This is a genomic window from Paraglaciecola polaris LMG 21857, assembly GCF_000315055.1.
Lineage (GTDB): Bacteria > Pseudomonadota > Gammaproteobacteria > Enterobacterales > Alteromonadaceae > Paraglaciecola > Paraglaciecola polaris.
Map to the genome: position 1 here is coordinate 1 of NZ_BAER01000135.1, position 18,367 is coordinate 18,367.

An 18,367-nucleotide genomic window follows, 5' to 3' on the forward strand; every position below is an offset into this window, starting at 1 on the left:
AGGTTAGATTACTAAATGAGTCGCAGGTTAACCCACAAAGGTTTAAAGCAGCAAAAAAGAAACCACTTGTCTTCTGGGAGTAACATGAAAGTTTTAGGTTTATTTACCGGTACCACTCGGCCGATTGGCAGTAAAAACTCGCCTTCAGGTATTGATAAACGGCCCGTGGTAGAAGTTGAAGTCGACTATCTGGGGATCAAAGGGGATATACAAGTAGACAAACGCTACCACGGCGGGCCTGAGAGAGCCTTACATCAATATGCATTGTTAAGCTATGAAACCATCATTAAACGCCACCCGCTCATGCACAGACGGGCTATACCGGGCAGCATTGGTGAAAATATCACGGCGTCATTGATGCACGATAAGAACGTCAATATCGGTGATATTTACAGAATCGGACAAGTTGATGTCCAGGTTAGCTCTCCGCGCATTCCCTGCTGGAAAATAGAAGAAAAGTTAAATCAGCACGGACTCGTAGATTTCATTGCTAAACAACAGATCACCGGCTGGTATTACCGCGTGTTAAAAGAGGGCGTTATCGCTACTGGTGATAACATTACCTTGCTCAGTCGAGTCAACCCAAGTCTCAGTGTTGCCACGTTCGTCAAGCAGCATTTCGATAGCAATACCAGCAAAGACACCTTACAGGGGTTAAGTCAGGCCCAAGGACTTGATCCTGAATGGCAAGACAAACTAAATCGCCGTATGTTGCGCACCCATTAATTTTTGGGCAAAAAAAACACCGCGAAGGCGGTGTTTTTTAGTATTCAATCAGGCTTAAATTAAGCTTCTTGAATAACAATCAATTTGATTGTAGCAGTAACTTCTGAGTGCAACTGTAGATCGATTTCGAACTCACCAGTTTCACGCAAAGTACCGGTAGGCAATTTAACTTCAGATTTAGCAATCTCAACACCAGCGGCAGTAATTGCCAACGCGATGTCACGAGTACCGATAGATCCGAATAATTTGCCTTCGTCGCCAGCAGGAGCTGCGATGGTCACTTCAGCAAGTTCAGCAACTTTTGCTGCACGAGCTTCAGACGCTGCAAGCTGATCAGCAATTTTTGCTTCAAGCTCTGCACGACGTGCTTCAAATTTTTCTACGTTTGCTTTAGTAGCAGGAACGGCTTGTCCTTGTGGGAACAAGAAGTTACGTGCATAGCCTGATTTTACAGTGACATTGTCACCCAAGCCGCCCAGGTTGGCGACTTTGTTTAGTAGAATGATTTCCATCTTTGCTACCTTCTTAATTTCGCCAGGGATTACTTGTGAGAATCAGTATATGGAAGCAATGCTAGGAAGCGCGCGCGCTTGATAGCAGTTGACAACTGACGCTGATATTTAGCGCTAGTTCCAGTGATACGACTAGGTACGATTTTACCACTTTCAGTGACATAGTTTTTCAACATAGCGATGTCTTTATAATCAATCTGGACAACACCTTCAGCTGAGAAACGGCAGAATTTACGACGTCTAAAAAAACGAGCCATTTTTTGTCTCCTTATTCTTGTTCGTCAGAAACAGCTTCAGCTGCTTCAGGTTCTACAGACTTGTCTTCAGAAGACGGTCTTTCATCACGCTTTTCACGACGTTCTTCTTTAGCCATTGGTGACTGTTCAGTTTCAGCATCTTTTGTACGCATAACTAGGTTACGCAAAACAACGTCATTGAAACGGAAAGCAGTCTCTAGCTCTTCAACCGCTTCAGCAGATGCTTCAGCATTGATAAGGACGTAGTGTGCTTTGTGTAGTTTGTCGATCGGGTAAGCCAATTGACGACGGCCCCAATCTTCCATGCGGTGGATTATGCCACCATTCTGGGTAAGAATTCCGGTATAACGCTCGATCATACCTGGAACTTGTTCACTCTGGTCAGGGTGAACCATGAATACGATTTCGTAATGACGCATCATATTGCTCCTCACGGTTGTAGCCTCGACAGCACAGTCAGACTGTATGGAGACAAGGAACTAATTAAGGTGACTGTTTTAAGCGGCGCGAATTGTATATAAACTGGTCGGTAGGCACAAGCACTATTTGTGCTTATACCCACTTAATATCAAGGGCTAGGGCGTTGGTCCCGTTTTAGCCGCTCATCTAGCTAACATTTGGCCGATTTGGTTAATCGTCGATGTCTTGCTTGGTCAACCAATCACTTAGTTTTTGCATATCCTGCACAGCAGCAAAAGTCAGTTCTTCGACCCAATCATGCACATTCTCCCACCACGCAGGGTGGTCGCCTTGTTGTATCTGATTGGCAACTTTTTGTACTCTGGCTAAGCCAACTGAGCCTGCCGCACCTTTGATTTTATGTGCTTGGGAACACACTTCATCTTTCTCATTGGCACTGAGGCTCAGTTGCAGTATTTCCAAATAGACAGGCATGTTTTCTTCAAACACCTTGACGCTGGTGCTGACCATTTCGTGGCCTATGGTGTCCACCAACATTTGCAGTAAATCCAGGTCAAGAATGGCGTCAAGCTCACGATCTGGCTCTTCTTCTTTGGGTTTATGGGCGTCGTAGGGCTGCTCACTGAATAATGAGTTAAACACTTCAATCATGCGGCTCTTCTTAACGGGTTTAGCAATCACATCATCCATACCACTGTCTAAGTATTCTTGACGACGTTTAATCACGTTAGCCGTTAACGCCACTATGCTGGTTTGCTCAACGAGTCCTTCATCGTGCAACGTGGTGGCCACGTCAAAACCTGTCATATCGGGTAACTGAATATCAAGCAGAATCAAATCGTATTGCTTGTCTCGCACCATTTTAATGGCTTCGCCACCCGTCATGGCTACATCTACGTGTTGATCGAGTTTCTCCAATAACGCTTTAGCGACCATGACATTGAGTTCAATATCTTCAACCAACAAGATATTCAAACCACGCACCTGTAATTCTTCTACTTGCATAGGACGCTTACTGATGGGTAACGGCAATTCGACTGTGAAACAAGTACCTTTGCCTATTTCGCTGCTGACTTTGATTTCACCATTCATCAACGACACCATCTGCTGACAAATCGCCAAACCAATACCTGTCCCCGTTGCACTTTGATGTTCAGGCAGGTTAACTTGATAATACATAGCGAATATTTTATCGAGCTCAGTTTGTGGAATACCCACGCCAGTATCGCCAACACGGAATGTCACATGGCTGATACCATCCCCAGACGTACGAGCTTCAACGCTTAAGCTCACCTTACCTTTTTGGGTAAACTTGACGGCATTAAACAGCAAGTTCCACAAAATTTGACGCAAGCGCGTACCGTCAACTTCCACAAAATCAGGCAAGGGCTCTCTTATTTCCGTGTCAAACGCTAGGTTTTTATCAGCTGCAAGCAATTTAATGATACTGCTAAGCTCTTCAGTGAAGTCTTTAATGGATACGGTTTTCAGCGACAACTCAAGTTTATCTCGGCCCATGCGATCAATATCAATGATGTCGTTAAAGATATTCCCTAAGGTAATACCGCTGGCGTAAATAGTGCTCACCCAATTAAATTGCTCTTTGTCTAACTTGGTGTCACGTAGCATGCGGCTTAAGCCCACAATACCGTTTAACGGTGTGCGCAGCTCATGGCTTATCGTCGCAATAAACTTGGTTTTATCTTTGCTGGCTTTCGCTACAATATTTTCGGCTTGTTTGCGTTCAGTGATATCACGGCCAAAGGCTAACAAACCTAAACGGGAACCATCCTTTGCATAAAATGGTACTTTGCGCATTTCGAAATAGCCTCTGCGGCCATCCGCAAAGCGCAACCAAATCTCTTCAGTAATACTGGCGTTTTTCTCTAATACCTCGTGGTCACTTGCTGCCACTTGGCTGGCCAATTCTTCTTCCCACACTTCATGAGGGGTAAGGCCAATCAGCTCTGCTTCAGTGCGTCCAGTCATCTGTTCAGCTACCCGGTTACAGCCGGCAAATTGGCCTTCTTCATTGCGGTAATAAATTAAATCAGGAGAAGCATCAATGATGGAGCGCAGCAAAGTAGATAAACGCAAAGCCTGAGCTTCTTTTTCCGCTCGGTCCTTTATTTCATTTTCCAATTCAACAAATACATTTTCACGCTCGGCTTGGGCATTTTTGCGCTGCTCTATCTCGTAATTCAGCTGCTTGATATTATTTTGTAATTCACGGCTAAGCAAAATATCTTCTTCGCGTAAGCGCTCTAACTGGGTGATGACTTCTGCTAAATGACCTCTAGAACGCTCAAGCTGTTTGACCAATTCACTGAAAAAGAACAGCACCCAAGGCGCGCTGACAATCGTCAGTATAATGGCGCTCATAAAATCTTCGAGTTTCACGTCGCCGATAATATAAATACGTAAAAAATAGGTTCCCGTCATGGTGAAAATCAGGGTGAGGAAGACAAACAACACGCTGACCCGCAGTGTGCCAAAACGATTGATAAACTGGGCAAATCTAAGGGCCCAAGGTTCTACTGACTCTTGACGCTGCATGCAATGATCTCATATTTAAACGAATGGCTGTGAGCGCGCCATGCTAGCAAGTTCGCCCACAGGGTCAACTGATAATCGCCGTTCGGGGGTAGCAAAGCTAAATTGGCTATTTTTCAGGCGCAACAGGCACTTATCCTTAGTCACACCGCTTTGACAGTATTTATGCAATACAAATTGTACTTTTTATGCACTTTTTTTAAATAAATATTCTACAGCAAACCATAAAACCCCTGTTTACAGGGAGTGATTTTAACTATTTATTAACACCAGCCGGTAAATATCACTGTTATTACATAGGATATAACCAAGTAAATTATTTTAACTCAAGCCATTGATTTTAATTGATATAATTAGAAAAACCCGACTTAAAGTAAGGATTTTTATAGCAAGTTCGCACTTCTGAATTGATTTATATATTTTAACTCGGTATTTTGTACGACCTGCTTAGTATAAATATTCGATACTCGACTGGTATCCCCAATAATAAAAACGACAAGAATACATAGCGTAACACGGCGCAATCCGGCCACTTTTTTTGTGTGCCAAAGTTTGCCCGTGAGCGTTAGATAAAAATAAAGCAGTAATCTATAACACAACCCTACCAGTCGTCGGTTGAAGGAGTTACGTCAATGAGTTTATATAATCCTAATGATTCCAAAGACAACTGTGGATTTGGTTTAATCGCCCATACGCAAGGCGAAGCCAGCCACAAGCTTGTTATTACTGCCATCGAAGGATTGGATCGCATGCAGCACCGTGGCGGTATCGCCGCCGACGGTAAAACCGGGGATGGTTGCGGCTTGCTAATGCAAAAACCGGATGCGTTCTTTAAAGAAATCGCCGCCGAAAACGGATGGAAATTAAGTAAAAAATACGGTGTCGGGGTTATCTTCCTTAATCAGGACGAAACTTTAGCGGCCAAAGGCCGTAAAATTCTGAATGAAGAATTAGAACGAGAAACCCTAGGCGTGGCAGGTTGGCGCGTGGTGCCGACAGATCATTCCGTACTGGGTGACTTAGCCGCCTCTGGTGTGCCGCAAATCGAACAGGTTTTTGTTAATGCGCCTTCTGGATGGCGTAAACGAGATCTGGAACGTCGCTTATTTATGGCCCGTCGCCGTGCTGAAAAGCGCATGAGCGAAGACAGCGAATTTTACATCGCTTGCCTCTCCACACTAGTGACTGTCTATAAAGGCCTAGTCATGCCCAAAGACTTGCCTAAGTTTTACTTAGACTTAGCCGACGAGCGCATGCAATCCGCTATTTGTGTATTCCACCAACGCTTCTCTACCAACACCTTACCTAAGTGGCCTTTGGCTCAGCCATTCCGCTTTTTAGCACATAACGGTGAAATCAATACTATTCGTGGTAATCGTGATTGGGCACAAGCCCGTAGCAGCAAATTTGTTACCCCGTTATTGCCTGATTTGGCCGATGCAGCACCGTTTGTGAATACTGAAGGGTCAGATTCCTCTTCCCTAGATAACATGCTTGAGTTGTTCCTCGCGGGCGGTATGGATTTATTCCGTGCTATGCGTTTGCTCGTGCCACCGGCCTATCAAAATAACAGCACCATGGATGATGAGTTACGCGCGTTTTACGAGTTTAACTCTATGCACATGGAGCCTTGGGATGGTCCGGCCGGTATTGTATTAACCAACGGTCGCCACGTTGCGTGTAACCTAGACCGTAATGGTCTGCGTCCAGCACGTTATGTGATAACGAAAGACGGTTTGATCACGCTAGCCTCAGAAATTGGTATTTGGGATTACAAACCTGAAGACGTCGTTGAAAAGGGCCGCGTAGGACCTGGCGAAATGCTTGCCGTAGACACTTACACAGGCAAAATATGGCGCTCTAACGAGATTGACGAAGAGCTTAAAGGTCGCCACCCTTACCGAGAATGGATTGATCAAAACATTCGTCGCCTGTTACCTGTTGAAGAATGCGATGCATCATTGATTGGTCAGCGCGTGTTTGATGACACCATGATGGCTACATACCATAAGCTTTTTGCTTACAGCTACGAAGAGCTGCAGCAAATCGTTAAGGTATTAGCTAAAGACGGACAAGAAGCCGTCGGCTCTATGGGTGATGACACCCCTATGGCCGTGCTTTCGTCTAAGCAACGCACCATATACGACTACTTCCGTCAGCAGTTTGCTCAGGTGACCAACCCACCAATCGATCCATTGCGTGAAACCCACGTTATGTCGTTAGCAACCTGTATTGGTCGCGAGCAAAACGTATTCAGTGAAACGTCTGGTTACGCCCATCGCGTACTTTTCGACTCACCTGTATTGCTGTACACCGATTTAAAGCAACTGCGTGAATTCGATTCAGAGTATTACTACTCTGAGGTGGTTGATCTGAACTACAAACCAGAAGAAGGCCTGAAAAAAGCCATCTTGCGCATTTGCAATGAAGTGGAATACTTGGTTAAAACCAAACGTGCCGCCTTCGTTATCTTGTCTGACCGCAATGTAAAATCCAATCGTTTGCCCATTCCAGCAGCCATGGCAGTTGGCGCAGTGCAGCGTCGTTTAATTGATAAATCATTGCGCTGTGATGCCAACATAGTGGTTGAAACGGCCTCGGCACGTGACCCGCATCATTTTGCCGTGTTACTTGGCTTAGGCGCAACGGCAATCTATCCATTCTTAGCCTACGAAACCATTGAGCAAATGGCGGATAAAGACGAGCTTGGCACAACCGCTATGCAAGGTGTATTGAACTACCGTAAAGGCATCAATAAAGGTCTGTACAAGATCATGTCTAAAATGGGGATCAGCACTATTGCCAGTTACCGTAGCTCTAAATTATTTGAAGCCATTGGTATCAACAGCGATGTGACAAAACTGTGTTTCCAAGGCGTACCGAGCCGTTTGCAAGGTGCAGGTTTTGAAGACTTCGAACAAGATCAAGTTAATCTAAGCCGCGTCGCTTGGTTAAAGCGCAAGCCTATTGATCATGGCGGCTTGTTAAAGTACGTCCATGGTGGTGAATATCATGCCTATAACCCAGATGTAGTGACCAGCTTACAAAAAGCCGTTGTCAGTGGTAAATACGACGATTATCGCGTGTTTAGTACCTTGGTAAATGAACGTTCACCGAGCCATTTCCGCGATTTGTTTGCGCTAAAAGCAGACAAGCCGGCGATTGACATCAGCGACGTTGAACCAGCGGAAGACTTATTCAAACGCTTTGATACGGCAGCCATGTCGATTGGCGCCCTTAGCCCTGAAGCACACGAAGCATTAGCCATTGCCATGAACCGCTTAGGCGGCAAATCAAACTCAGGTGAAGGCGGTGAAGATCCCGCGCGTTTTAATACCGAGAAAAACTCCAAGATCAAGCAAGTCGCTTCTGGTCGCTTTGGTGTAACACCGCATTACTTAGTGAATGCTGAAGTTATACAGATCAAAGTCGCCCAAGGCGCGAAGCCGGGTGAAGGTGGTCAGCTACCGGGTGATAAAGTAAACAGCTATATCGCCGAACTGCGTTTTGCCGTACCTGGTGTCACCCTTATTTCACCTCCGCCCCATCACGACATTTATTCGATTGAAGATTTGGCCCAGCTTATTTTTGACTTGAAACAAGTTAATCCTAAAGCGCAAATATCCGTCAAATTGGTCTCTGAACCCGGTGTGGGCACGATTGCAACCGGTGTAGCAAAAGCCTATGCCGATTTGATCACCATTTCCGGATACGACGGCGGCACAGGCGCGAGTCCATTAACGTCGGTTAAATATGCCGGTAGCCCGTTCGAACTTGGCTTAGCGGAAACCCAACAAGCCCTAGTAGAAAATGGTTTACGTCACAAAGTACGGGTACAAACCGACGGCGGCCTTAAAACCGGTCTTGATGTTATCAAGGGCGCGATTTTAGGAGCAGAAAGCTTCGGTTTTGGTACCGGACCTATGGTGGCGCTTGGGTGTAAATACCTGCGTATTTGTCACCTCAACAACTGTGCCACAGGCGTAGCAACACAAGATGAAAAACTGCGGGAAAACTACTTCATTGGTTTACCCGAAATGGTGATGAACTACTTCAAGTTTATCGCCCAAGAAGTACGTGAAATAATGGCATCCCTTGGCGTCGCTAAGCTGGATGATTTGATTGGCCGTACTGAATTGCTTGAAGTATTGCCGGGTGTGACAGCCAAGCAAAACCGCTTGGATCTTAGCCCTATATTGGCCAAGCCTAAAGCGGGTTCACATACTAAGTTGTTCTGTTCAGAGAACGCCAACAATCCATTGGATAAAGGCCTTCTGAACGTGCAAATTTTAAATGATGCCAAGCATGCCATTGCCTCATTAAGCGGTGCGTCGTTGAGTTACACTGTACGCAATACTGACCGCTCAGTCGGTGCCATGTTATCTGGTGCGATTGCACAGGTACACGGCAACCAAGGCATGCACGATGACCCTATCCAAATTCAGCTTAGCGGCACAGTCGGCCAAAGCTTTGGTGTGTGGAATGCAGGCGGCCTTGAAATGCATCTGGTAGGCGATGCCAACGATTATGTGGGTAAAGGCATGACCGGCGGTAAGCTGGTCATCAGCAACCCGACCAACATCAGCTTCGACCCACATGTAAGCGCCATTATGGGCAATACCTGTTTGTACGGCGCCACTGGCGGTAAATTATTCGCAGCCGGTCGTGCGGGTGAACGTTTTGGTGTGCGTAACTCAGGTGCGGTAGCGGTAGTTGAAGGCACAGGTGATAACGCATGTGAATACATGACAGGCGGTATCGTGGCCGTGTTAGGTGCAGTCGGTGTTAACTTTGGTGCCGGTATGACAGGCGGGTTTGCCTACATTCTGGACGAATTAGACGATATTGAACATCGTATTAACCCTGAACTAGTGGAAATTATGGGCATAGGCGACAAGGTTATCTTGTCTGAGCATTTACGTGGCCTAATCAATCAACACTACGAAGAAACAGGTAGCGAGTTCGCCATGGGCCTACTCAATAACTTCAATGAAGTGTTGCCTAAATTCCGCTTAATTAAGCCTAAGACCAGTAATGTGAAGAATTTGTTGGGGCACATCAGTCGCTCTTCAGCAGAACTTGCCATTCAGGCCCAATAAGTAGCAGGACGAGAATCATATGTCTAAAAATGTATATCAATTTGTTGACGTAGAACGTATCGACCCGCCTAAAAAGCCGATCGTTGTGCGTAAAGCAGAATTCGCTGAAATCTATCAGCCCCTCACCCAATCTCAAACAGAAGGTCAGGCTGACCGCTGCTTGGATTGTGGTAACCCCTATTGCGAATGGAAATGTCCGGTACATAATTTTATTCCCCAGTGGCTAGAATTAGCCAACCAAGGAAGAATTTTAGAAGCCGCTGAACTTTCTCACAAAACTAACAGTTTGCCCGAGGTGTGTGGGCGTGTATGCCCACAAGACCGTCTGTGTGAAGGCGCATGTACCCTGAATGATGATTTTGGCGCCGTGACCATCGGCAGTATCGAAAAATACATCACGGATACCGCCTTTAAGATGGGCTGGCGTCCAGATATGTCTGGCGTGGTGCCCACTGATAAAAAAGTCGCTATCGTTGGTGCTGGCCCTGCTGGCCTTGCCTGTGCAGATATTTTAGTGCGTAACGGTGTGAAAGCTGTGGTGTACGACAAATACCCTGAAATTGGTGGCTTGTTAACCTTTGGTATTCCAGCCTTTAAGCTTGAAAAAGACGTGATGACTCGTCGCCGAGACATCTTCACTGAAATGGGCGTTGAGTTTGTGCTTAACACCGAAATCGGTAAAGACATCGACTTTCAAACCTTACTTGATGAATACGACTCAGTTTTCCTTGGCATGGGTACTTACAAGCCAATGTTAGGTGGATTTGCTAACGAAGACGCCCCAGGCGTTTACGAAGCACTGCCGTTTTTAATTGCCAATATTAACCGTCATCTGAAGTTTGAAAAATCCGCCGATGAATTTGTTGATATGAAAAGTAAAAAGGTCGTAGTACTGGGCGGTGGTGACACCACCATGGACTGCGTACGCACCTCCATTCGCCAAGGTGCTACAGATGTAATCTGTGCTTATCGTCGTGATGAAGACAGCATGCCTGGATCACGCCGTGAAGTGGTTAACGCCAAAGAAGAAGGCGTTAAGTTTACCTTTAACGTGCAGCCACTGGATATCGAGCTTGATGCCAACGGTAACGCCTGTGGCGTACGTTGTGTTAAGACCGAAATGGGTGAGCCAGATGCAGCAGGTCGTCGTCGTCCTGTGGTCATTGAAGGCTCAGAGCATGTTATCGAAGCGGATGCTGTGATCATTGCCTTTGGTTTCCAGCCAAGTCCTGCGGGCTGGTTTGGTGACTACGGTATTATCTTAGATGAGAAAGGCCGAGTACGCGCCCCAGCAAAAGGCAAATACGCGTTCCAAACGTCTAATCCTCAGATATTCTCAGGTGGTGATATGGTACGTGGTTCAGACCTGGTAGTTACTGCTATATTCGAAGGCCGGGAAGCCGCCGAAGGTATGCTGGACTACATGGGCGTTTAAGCGCGATCATGAGCTGTATAACCTCGTAACAGCAGAGTATAAACGATGTAAAAACGTCAAAAAGGAGCCTAGGCTCCTTTTTTGTGTCTTTGGGTACTGAGCGCACACATTTATCGGCGCCTAGGTAAAAATTAAGTTAAATTATCTGCATTCCTAATCGAGTACGACTCGTCGATTTAAGGCCCCCCGATAATGTACCCGACCCATATTGCTCTGCTCCCGAAGGAATGAATTGAATATGCCCAACAACCAACAACCTAGCTGGATAGATTATGTGGCCCGCTATGGTTATGCAGCCAAAACCGTGGTGTATTTATCGCTTGGTATACTGACAATGCTCGCAGCCATGCGTTACAGCAGTACTGAAAACTTGTCTCATAAAGATATATTTAACGAGATATTGCAGCAACCCTTTGGTCATGTGCTGTTAGCACCTGTGTCCTTAGGGTTATTCAGTTATGCCCTATGGCGTTTAATCCAAGCCATTAAAAACACCGAGCACTTGGATAATAGCAAAGTCAAGGATGTGCTTATGCGCGTATTTTTTGTCTTTTCTGCTTTGACCTACTCAAGCGCAGGATGGTTAGCCGCTCGGGTACTAGTGGGCAACGAGGAGCAGTCCAGTTCAAAAGGCAATAGCGAAACGTTAGCACAGCATTTGATGGGGTACACCTTGGGCGTGTGGTTAGTGGGGATCGTTGGGTTAATGATCCTCGTCTTTGCTTTTGTCCAGTTCAAACATGCATACACAGGCGATTTCATGGAGAAATTCGAACAACAACGTATGAGCAGCAGCGTACTTTCAGCTTGCCTTTGGGCTGGTCGAACAGGATATACCGCAAGGGGGATTCTGTACGTTTTCATAGGGGCTTTTTTTATGCAAGCCGCTTATCAGTACGATCCTGATGAAGCCGGTGGCTTAAAGGAAGCGATGGGCGAAATCCTCAACCAACCCTTTGGTCAGTGGCTTTTAGCCATTATGGCATGCGGCCTCATGCTATTTTCCCTATTTTGTGCTTTTGAGTCTTGTTACCGGCAAACAGAAGCGAAAAGCTAAACTAATACATCCCGCCAAAACATATAATGCAAAGTAAAAAAGGAGCCTAGGCTCCTTTTTCTTGGCTGCTATTTAGCAATGCTTACGCTTGGGCATTGTCACCTTCTTCCATTTCTTTCGCTATTTGTGCTAAGGCTTGCTCGAATACTGCCGCTGGCTGACCACCACTAATCAAATGTTTGTTATTCACAATCACCGCCGGCACAGAACTAATTCCGTTAGCCTGATACAAATGCTGGGCTTCACGGACCTCTAGGGTAAATTGATCTGACTCCAATACGGCTCTAGCCGCGTCTTTATCTAGCCCAACACGCTCAACGACTGCTAATAATTGCTCATGATCACTCGGGTCACCACTTTCTTTAAAATACATATCAAACAAGGCTAACTTAAGTTCGGTTTGCTTGCCCTGGCCTTCTGCCCAGTGCAACAATCTATGGGCATCAAAGGTATTGTAAATTCGACCGCCACCACGATTGCCAAACGCATAACCCACGTCTAAGCCACGCTGCTTAATCATTTCACGGTTTTGCTCGCTTTGCTCAACACTAATACCGTATTTTTCGGTGATATGTTCAACGATTTCTTGGCCTTCTGGTGGCATGTTTGGGTTAAGCTCAAAGGGCTGCCAAGTGATGTCAGCCTCAACCTGGCCGGCCAAATTACTCAGTGCCGTGTCTAGGGCTTTATACCCTATGATGCACCACGGACAAGACACATCAGAGACGATATCGATCTTTAGCGGGATAGCCATAATTCATTCCTTATTTTTAAGGTCCAACACAAGATTGTGCTGCCTAATAGATAATCAATAGATAGGTATTGGGGTGGCAACATTCAAGGTGATAACAACAATTGTTCACCGTAGTGTTATATCTACCCAAAACGCAGGGGCTTTTAACGACAAATTCTCGCTGTGTTTTTTTAGCTAAAGACACAACGATAAGCCAAGCCAACTTATGCGTTTTTACCTGACTGCCCCAGTAAAGACCGACGTAAATGCTAAATAAATGCATTTAAGGTAAAAAAATACGAAATTTTTTACAAAATAACTTGAGATAATTTCCCCTAGCCCCATTTATGACCGCAGAACCAATTTCTGAGCAAGGCGAAAACCCCTGCTCATTTAAACCGCCGAGCAATCGGCAACTTAAACCTTTATTAACATTGGAATTTTCAGGAGATTTGAAAATGGCAATTCGTCCTTTAAACGATCGCGTTATCGTTAAGCGTCACGAACAAGAAAGCAAATCTGCAGGCGGCATCGTATTAACGGGCTCAGCAGCAGAAAAATCAACTCGCGGTGAAGTTATTGCAGTCGGCAATGGTCGCACATTAGATAACGGCGAAGTGAAAGCTGTAGACGTTAAAATCGGCGATATCGTAATTTTCAACGACGGTTACGGCGTGAAAACCGAGAAGCTAGACGGCGAAGAAGTATTAATTCTGAGCGAAAACGACATCCTAGCAGTAGTCGAATAACCCACCGTTAACCACATTTAGAGGAATTAATATCATGGCAGCAAAAGAAGTACGTTTTTCTGATGACGCTCGCGTAAAAATGCTTGCAGGCGTTAACATTCTAGCCAACGCGGTTAAAGTCACTTTAGGTCCTAAAGGCCGTCACGTTGTACTTGAAAAGTCTTTCGGCGCACCTACTATCACCAAAGATGGTGTTTCAGTAGCCAAAGAAATCGAATTAGAAGATAAATTCGAAAACATGGGCGCGCAAATGGTTAAAGAAGTTGCTTCTAAAGCCAATGACGAAGCCGGTGACGGAACAACAACAGCAACAGTATTGGCACAAGCTATCGTAACTGAAGGTTTAAAATCAGTTGCTGCTGGCATGAACCCAATGGATCTTAAGCGCGGTATCGACAAAGCAGTTATCGCTGCCGTTGAACAGCTTAAACTTCTATCTGTTCCTTGTGCTGACAGCAAAGCTATCGCCCAAGTAGGCACTATCTCTGCTAACTCTGACGTTGAAGTAGGCGACCTTATCGCTGAAGCAATGGACAAAGTAGGCAAAGAAGGCGTTATCACTGTTGAAGAAGGCCAATCTCTACAAAACGAATTAGAAGTTGTAGAAGGTATGCAGTTCGACCGTGGTTACCTATCTCCTTACTTCATGAACAACCAAGAAAATGGCACTGTTGAGCTAGAAAGCCCATACATCCTTTTGGTTGACAAAAAAATATCTAACATCCGTGAATTACTACCGACTCTTGAAGCCGTAGCAAAAGCCTCTAAGCCTTTGTTAATCATTGCTGAAGACGTTGAAGGTGAAGCACTTGCTACGCTAGTTGTGAACAACATGCGCGGTATCGTTAAAGTAGCCGCGGTTAAAGCACCTGGTTTCGGTGACCGTCGTAAAGCTATGCTACAAGATCTTGCTACCTTAACTGGCGGCACAGTGATTTCTGAAGAAATCGGTCTTGAGCTTGAAAAAGTAACTCTAGAAGACCTAGGTACTGCTAAGCGCGTTGTTATCAACAAAGACAACACCACAGTGGTTGACGGTGCTGGCGAAGAAGACGCGATTAAAGGCCGTGTTGCACAAATACGCGCACAAATCGAAGAATCTAGCTCAGACTACGACAAAGAGAAACTGCAAGAACGCCTCGCTAAACTAGCTGGCGGCGTTGCAGTCATCAAAGTTGGCGCAGCGACTGAAGTAGAAATGAAAGAGAAAAAAGACCGCGTTGAAGATGCACTACACGCAACTCGCGCCGCGGTTGAAGAAGGCGTTGTTGCCGGTGGTGGTGTTGCACTAGTACGTGCTGCGTCTAAAATTGTTGACCTTAAAGGCGACAACGAAGACCAAACACACGGTATCAAATTGCTACTTCGTGCGATGGAAGCGCCTATGCGTCAAATCGCTGCTAACGCCGGTGCAGAAGCATCTGTGGTAACTAACGCAGTGAAAAACGGCGCTGATAACTTCGGTTACAACGCAGGTAACGATACTTACGGTGACATGATTGAAATGGGTATTCTTGACCCAACTAAAGTCACACGTTCAGCACTTCAGTTCGCAGCATCAATCGCAAGCTTGATGATCACAACTGAAGCGATGATCGCTGAAGCACCTAAGTCTGATTCTGCCGGTGGCATGCCTGATATGGGCGGCATGGGTGGAATGGGCGGAATGGGCGGAATGATGTAATAGAGTTTTAACTCTATACCGTGTAGCTTTAATCATTTAAACGAAAGCCCGAATAGCAATATTCGGGCTTTTTTTATTTACTTTCTAATTAATAAACTCGAAGCACGGCTGTATAATTCGCATGAAGTGGCGAATTTAGTTGCCGTAAATAGACCGTAAGCTAAAATGCTGCCGATACCGCTGTTATCTAAAAATGTTACGAGTGATAATGCTTGCGTCATTTTTAGTGTGTTTATCGTTTTGGCAGAGTAAAAAAGCCTAGGGCAGGTAATACAACCAGTATTGAAGGAAACAAGTTATGGATTACCATTCCTTGGTTTGGGTTACTTTTTATAGTGGCAAGTAGATTTCATTCACGGTCGATAATTCCTCAAACGGCTACAAACACTGTTATTTGGTTTGATAATTTATTTATGACCATTGCCAAGGTGGTGTTGTGCTTACGAACTCATGTTGGCGCTATTCGCCAAGCGTGTATAAAGCCGCTATAACTAGCGGGGTGGTTATTTTTGTTTTTAACTTTAGGTGGCTATTTAATAAATATAGGTATCTCAGAGCTTTTTTAAGGAATATTATTTTAAGTGAAATCGACTGGTATTATGCACTTATCCTAATTCATCTCTGTCCATTTTCATCCTGAAGTCGCTTCTGCTAAATAGGCTGCTAATGCACGCATTTCATCCTGAGTCAGTTGCTTGCTATACGAAGGCATTACTCCAACACCTTGAGATACAGCGGAAAAAACCTGATCAGCGCTTGGCTTTAATTGATTAAAATTAGGGCCAATAATGCCAGCACTACCGGCATCTGCTAGAGTATGGCAAACACCACAACTTGGCGCAGCTTTGCCAATAAAAATATCTTTTCCGCGCGCAGCCAGAGGCGACAAACTTATAGCCGCTGGTGGTATGGCTGCCAGCGCTGTAGCACTTGATGTTGCAAGCTCGGGCTTAGACTCTCTTGACTGTTTAGTGATTACTTTTAATTCTAAGGCAGGATCGTACCAACCGTTATGCGCATATCCCCGCTCATTAGGCGTCGCTTCGCGTGGCTGCGTTTCTCCTGTATTGTCGGTGGCTCGCGACACAAAGCGATAGGTACCAAGTTTTAGCTCTGTCGCATAAACAAAACTGCGCCAAGCATTTGGGCCAAGATCTGGTCCTACTAATTGAGCCTCAAACCAGCTTTTACCGCCATCTGCCGAAATCTCGACCTTTTTGATGCCATGCTCCCCCGAAAAGGCGACGCCGTATAGAGTATGTTGACCAGGGTTAACCGGCTCTGAATCGTCAGCACCTGGTCCATTAATCCAAGACTTGACTGGCATGCGGTACATTGAAGGATGCGCCGGACTGCCCGACTCACCGATATCTCGAAATCGATAACCCGAACGTTGTATAGACGCCCCACTTTCTTCAACAGTTAGTGCGATGCGCTTAACCCATTTTACGTTGTTTACGCCGAAGTAACCGGGCACTATCAGTCTTAATGGTCCACCGTGTATCAGAGGCAGTGGCTCGCCGTTCATTTCCCAAACCAATAGCGAATCTTCTAACCCCTTCTCGACCGGTACTGATCTTTCTACCACTAAAGAATTGGGATCTACGCCCTCAGGTAAGCTCTCTGCGCCAGTCGCTGTTAAAAATAGTTTGTTGTCAGCACTTCCACCAAACTTGTCAATGACGTCACCTACCCTAACGCCCGTCCACAAACCGCAACCTGCTGCACCGGTAGCCCATGGAGAGCCAGAGGGATGATGAGAAAAATAAGCGCGCCCGTTACCCGAACATTGCAGCACTGTTGCTACGATATGGATTGGCAGAGCTTTTAGCTCTCCTAACGTCATTGAACCGTTTTGTTTGGTACCCGCTACCTCAAAGCGCCAATCATCTCGGTTTGCAACAATAGACTCGTTTGGTGCAGGGAGGTTGTTTCGCACAAAAAATGCAGAGCTTGGCGTCACTGGCGCGATCCCAAAAGCAGAACGTTTCGTTTCGAGTGCCCAAGGCATTTCGTTATGGACTACAAAATTTAACGGTAATTTTCCTACAGGTAAAGGGCGCCCTAAAGCCTGCGCGTTGACAAGCCGCGTCATCGGTCCAAGAGCGAAATATATTCCCCCAAATGTAAGCGCTTTAATTAAACTTCTACGACTTATTACGTGCATGGCAATCTCCTTTAACGACAGAATTTAAGAGGCTGATGTGCAATAACCATTTCTTATATATCAGCGTTTTGATTGAAATATTCACCGGTTGGTGCAAACGTACTTAACGTTGCCATCCTTCAGTCTTCATGATGATCTGTGCTTTTTCTGAAATTAGAAAGTTGAGAAACGCCTGAGCTTGTGGATCGGCATTTGGAGAGATCACTACGTTTACATCGCGCCAAATTTGGCGGTCGTCAGCTAAATAGATCATGTCCATATCATCAGCATGAGTAATTGGCCAGTTAGGCCAAGTTATCCAAGCATCAGCGCTCCTTTCCTTGAATGCTTTAAAGCTGGCTCCGGAGCCCAATGAATACGAGACAATATTCTCTCTAAATCCAGCAACATCGCTCAAACTACCCTTGCGTGCGGCGACGTCTTCCCACGTTCCGGTTCCAGATGTGTTGTATATACCTTTACCTTCCGTAACAATTATACTGATGTCTTTTGCTAGTAGGTCATCAAACTTTTGTATATTTTTGGGATTACCCTTTTGTACAGCTATGACAGTTGGGCGGATGTATATAGGATTGACTTTGTTATGGTCAAACGTTTTGTAGGTTTCAAGAAACGCAGTCATTGATTGTTCTGACGTCCCCCAAAGAACATCCGCATCTGATTGCGCGTCCGCAGACCACCGACTCTCTGGACCTGCAATTATTTCTACCTTAGTTCCAGATTTTTTTCCCCAAACGTCCGCTACCCTTCTAAATGCTGTATGTGGACCACCAGCACCGTACAATTTTACAACGCCGTCTTTAGGGTTATGCACAATAGAAGGGTCGAAAAGCGTTGATTGAGCTTGAATTATAGTCGTAGCGAATCCAAGTGAGGTGCATGCTAGGAATGTGAGAAATTTCATTAATCTTTCCTTACTAAGGTGAAAATAATCTAACTTTGAGATCATCAATATTGCTTCAAGTAGTAAACCCC

14 protein-coding genes are annotated in these 18,367 nt (G+C 45.5%); 7 read left to right on the plus strand and 7 right to left on the minus strand.

What is annotated here, in order from left to right; genetic code table 11:
• Positions 1–84: 84 nt before the first annotated feature.
• Entirely contained in the window at positions 85–726 is a 642-nt protein-coding gene (locus tag GPLA_RS21815; RefSeq protein WP_007107199.1) for an MOSC domain-containing protein, read from the plus strand.
• 59 nt (positions 727–785) lie between these two features.
• Here GPLA_RS21815 and rplI read toward each other — a convergent pair whose 3' ends face one another.
• The 4 genes from rplI to arcB all read right to left on the minus strand — a co-directional run bounded on the left by rplI (position 786) and on the right by arcB (position 4,471).
• Positions 786–1,238, minus strand: a complete 453-nt coding sequence (gene rplI / locus GPLA_RS21820) for a 50S ribosomal protein L9 (RefSeq protein ID WP_007107200.1) — start codon at positions 1,236–1,238, stop codon at positions 786–788.
• A gap of 29 nt (positions 1,239–1,267) precedes the next feature.
• Positions 1,268–1,495 (minus strand): 30S ribosomal protein S18, encoded by a 228-nt coding sequence (rpsR, locus tag GPLA_RS21825; protein ID WP_007107201.1) that lies wholly within the window; start codon positions 1,493–1,495, stop codon positions 1,268–1,270.
• 11 nt (positions 1,496–1,506) lie between these two features.
• Positions 1,507–1,914, minus strand: coding sequence for a 30S ribosomal protein S6 (gene rpsF, locus GPLA_RS21830; RefSeq protein ID WP_193362962.1), 408 nt, complete (start codon positions 1,912–1,914; stop codon positions 1,507–1,509).
• A gap of 211 nt (positions 1,915–2,125) precedes the next feature.
• A complete protein-coding gene (gene arcB / locus GPLA_RS21835; RefSeq protein WP_007107203.1) occupies positions 2,126–4,471 on the minus strand; it encodes an aerobic respiration two-component sensor histidine kinase ArcB in 2,346 nt (781 codons plus the stop codon).
• A gap of 629 nt (positions 4,472–5,100) precedes the next feature.
• Between arcB and gltB the strand changes: the two genes are divergently transcribed.
• From gltB to GPLA_RS21850, 3 genes are all read left to right on the plus strand, one after another.
• Positions 5,101–9,567 (plus strand): glutamate synthase large subunit, encoded by a 4,467-nt coding sequence (gene gltB, locus GPLA_RS21840; RefSeq protein ID WP_007107205.1) that lies wholly within the window; start codon positions 5,101–5,103, stop codon positions 9,565–9,567.
• 19 nt (positions 9,568–9,586) lie between these two features.
• On the plus strand, positions 9,587–11,002 hold the full coding sequence (locus tag GPLA_RS21845; RefSeq protein ID WP_007107206.1) for an FAD-dependent oxidoreductase: 1,416 nt from the start codon (positions 9,587–9,589) through the stop codon (positions 11,000–11,002).
• A gap of 238 nt (positions 11,003–11,240) precedes the next feature.
• Positions 11,241–12,059 (plus strand): DUF1206 domain-containing protein, encoded by an 819-nt coding sequence (locus GPLA_RS21850; protein ID WP_007107207.1) that lies wholly within the window; start codon positions 11,241–11,243, stop codon positions 12,057–12,059.
• Positions 12,060–12,141: 82 nt separating this feature from the next.
• Here the strand turns inward: GPLA_RS21850 and GPLA_RS21855 are convergent, their stop codons facing one another.
• A complete protein-coding gene (locus GPLA_RS21855) occupies positions 12,142–12,813 on the minus strand; it encodes a DsbA family oxidoreductase (protein WP_007107208.1) in 672 nt (223 codons plus the stop codon).
• 437 nt (positions 12,814–13,250) lie between these two features.
• Between GPLA_RS21855 and GPLA_RS21860 the strand changes: the two genes are divergently transcribed.
• The 3 genes from GPLA_RS21860 to GPLA_RS24155 all read left to right on the plus strand — a co-directional run bounded on the left by GPLA_RS21860 (position 13,251) and on the right by GPLA_RS24155 (position 15,716).
• The gene (locus GPLA_RS21860) at positions 13,251–13,541 is read left to right on the plus strand and encodes a co-chaperone GroES (protein ID WP_006991724.1); all 291 of its coding nucleotides are present in this window, start codon (positions 13,251–13,253) and stop codon (positions 13,539–13,541) included.
• Between the two features lie 34 nt (positions 13,542–13,575).
• Complete coding sequence (gene groL / locus GPLA_RS21865; protein WP_007107210.1) at positions 13,576–15,225, plus strand: chaperonin GroEL; 1,650 nt, start codon at positions 13,576–13,578, stop codon at positions 15,223–15,225.
• A 281-nt stretch (positions 15,226–15,506) separates the two neighbouring features.
• Positions 15,507–15,716: a putative sulfate exporter family transporter gene (locus GPLA_RS24155; protein ID WP_407636161.1), complete on the plus strand. Its 210-nt coding sequence runs from the start codon at positions 15,507–15,509 to the stop codon at positions 15,714–15,716.
• 140 nt (positions 15,717–15,856) lie between these two features.
• Here GPLA_RS24155 and GPLA_RS21870 read toward each other — a convergent pair whose 3' ends face one another.
• Both GPLA_RS21870 and GPLA_RS21875 read right to left on the minus strand, forming a co-directional pair.
• The gene (locus tag GPLA_RS21870) at positions 15,857–17,392 is read right to left on the minus strand and encodes a molybdopterin-dependent oxidoreductase (RefSeq protein WP_040515686.1); all 1,536 of its coding nucleotides are present in this window, start codon (positions 17,390–17,392) and stop codon (positions 15,857–15,859) included.
• 103 nt (positions 17,393–17,495) lie between these two features.
• Positions 17,496–18,367, minus strand: an 872-nt coding sequence (locus GPLA_RS21875) for a substrate-binding domain-containing protein (protein WP_226993175.1), incomplete at its 5' end; no start/stop codon positions are given.

Coding starts and splice junctions, on each gene's coding strand:
- GPLA_RS21815 (WP_007107199.1), top strand. CDS start 85: ATGAAAGTTTTAGGTTTATTTACCGGTACCACTCGGCCGATTGGCAGT.
- rplI (WP_007107200.1), bottom strand. CDS start 1,238: ATGGAAATCATTCTACTAAACAAAGTCGCCAACCTGGGCGGCTTGGGT.
- rpsR (WP_007107201.1), bottom strand. CDS start 1,495: ATGGCTCGTTTTTTTAGACGTCGTAAATTCTGCCGTTTCTCAGCTGAA.
- rpsF (WP_193362962.1), bottom strand. CDS start 1,914: ATGCGTCATTACGAAATCGTATTCATGGTTCACCCTGACCAGAGTGAA.
- arcB (WP_007107203.1), bottom strand. CDS start 4,471: ATGCAGCGTCAAGAGTCAGTAGAACCTTGGGCCCTTAGATTTGCCCAG.
- gltB (WP_007107205.1), top strand. CDS start 5,101: ATGAGTTTATATAATCCTAATGATTCCAAAGACAACTGTGGATTTGGT.
- GPLA_RS21845 (WP_007107206.1), top strand. CDS start 9,587: ATGTCTAAAAATGTATATCAATTTGTTGACGTAGAACGTATCGACCCG.
- GPLA_RS21850 (WP_007107207.1), top strand. CDS start 11,241: ATGCCCAACAACCAACAACCTAGCTGGATAGATTATGTGGCCCGCTAT.
- GPLA_RS21855 (WP_007107208.1), bottom strand. CDS start 12,813: ATGGCTATCCCGCTAAAGATCGATATCGTCTCTGATGTGTCTTGTCCG.
- GPLA_RS21860 (WP_006991724.1), top strand. CDS start 13,251: ATGGCAATTCGTCCTTTAAACGATCGCGTTATCGTTAAGCGTCACGAA.
- groL (WP_007107210.1), top strand. CDS start 13,576: ATGGCAGCAAAAGAAGTACGTTTTTCTGATGACGCTCGCGTAAAAATG.
- GPLA_RS21870 (WP_040515686.1), bottom strand. CDS start 17,392: ATGCACGTAATAAGTCGTAGAAGTTTAATTAAAGCGCTTACATTTGGG.